Origin of the sequence: Streptomyces sp. NRRL S-495 (assembly GCF_000966955.1) — a bacterium.
Classification (GTDB): Bacteria; Actinomycetota; Actinomycetes; order Streptomycetales; family Streptomycetaceae; genus Kitasatospora; species Kitasatospora purpeofusca.
In genome coordinates, this window is sequence record NZ_JZWY01001328.1 from 1 (window position 1) to 1,203 (window position 1,203).

A 1,203-nucleotide genomic window follows, 5' to 3' on the forward strand; every position below is an offset into this window, starting at 1 on the left:
TCGTACAGCGCGGGGTCTACCTGCCGGGCCTTCACCTGGAGTGCGAAGAGGTTGTCGAGGAACCTGTCCGCCAGCACGCGGCGGGCCCGCCCCGCTTGTGTAAGGCGTGCCTGGAGCGCCAACGTGTCGGGTGCATCGCGGTCGGTCATGCGGTGCCGCCCTCCGAGTAGGCCTCGCGGAGCTCGTGCTCTTCGGGTGTCACGCGGCACCGCCGGCGAAGCCCCTGAGGCCGAAGGGCGTGCGTCGGCGTGAGGCACGCTCACGCAGGGCTTCGGAGGCCTGGTGCCTGCCGGTGGAGGTGAGTTTGTAGAAGCGGCGGGCGGGTCGGCCGGGGTGGGGGGTGGTTTCGGGCCAGGCCTCGATCCAGCCGAGGTCGGTGAGGCGTTCGAGGATCGGGTAGACGGTGCCGGGTCCGAGGTCGGCCTCGTCGCAGATCCGAAGTCCCCAGGCGGGGTCGCCGTCCGCCGCGGAGATCAGGGCGTCGAGCACTCCGAGAGTCGGCTTCGTCAGCCGTGGAGAAGTCATGGGCGCAGTTGAGCACACGATCTGACCATGTGTCGAACTCGATACTTGAGGGTGCTGAATCGGCAGGTCAGAGGCCATTCCCGCTGTTCCGCAGTCCCGGGACAGCGGAACCGGACCGCCTCCCGGCCCACTTCCCCGCGTCCTGCGGGCCCCGCGTCCTGCGGGCAGAGGTGCCCGGATCCCGGGATCCCGTGGTCCCGCCGGTGCGGACTGCACCGGCGGGACCACGGGAGGGGGGCTGGGCCTTCGGTTACTCGTCCGGTTGCGTCGCGCGCGTCCGGGCGGCGAGTTCGACTGCCTGGGTGCGGCCCTCACGCCTGCTCACCTGCGGTTGGTGAAGGCGGACAGGGTGTCGACGAGGCCCTGGTCTGGCAGGCCGGCGATGCCGTCGGTGCCGTCCGCCTCGGTTCCCGTGTCGCGGTGGATCAGGCGCTCGATGGCGGCGAGCAGGTCGACGTCCGGCTGTACGGCGGTCGTGCCGTAGGTGTCCGCGTTCTTGGTGAACAGGGAGAGCAGCCGGAAGTAGTTGTCGACCGAAGGTGGCCCGCTCGAACCACGTCTGGGCCTCGCTGAGGTCGCCGTGGTGGAGGCTGTACAGGTACAGGCAGTAAGCGGCTGTGCGGTTGTCGGCGCCGGCGGCGTAGCTCCACCAGAAGTCGGCGCTGCGCGGATGCCCGG

2 protein-coding genes are annotated in these 1,203 nt (G+C 70.4%); both read right to left on the minus strand.

The window, feature by feature from the left end; all coding sequences use genetic code 11:
- Positions 1-198 precede the first annotated feature (198 nt).
- On the minus strand, positions 199-525 hold the full coding sequence (locus tag VR45_RS41505; RefSeq protein ID WP_045945168.1) for a PadR family transcriptional regulator: 327 nt from the start codon (positions 523-525) through the stop codon (positions 199-201).
- Between the two features lie 321 nt (positions 526-846).
- A partial coding sequence (locus VR45_RS47750) for a hypothetical protein (protein ID WP_159394571.1) occupies positions 847-1,203 on the minus strand: 357 nt, incomplete at its 5' end.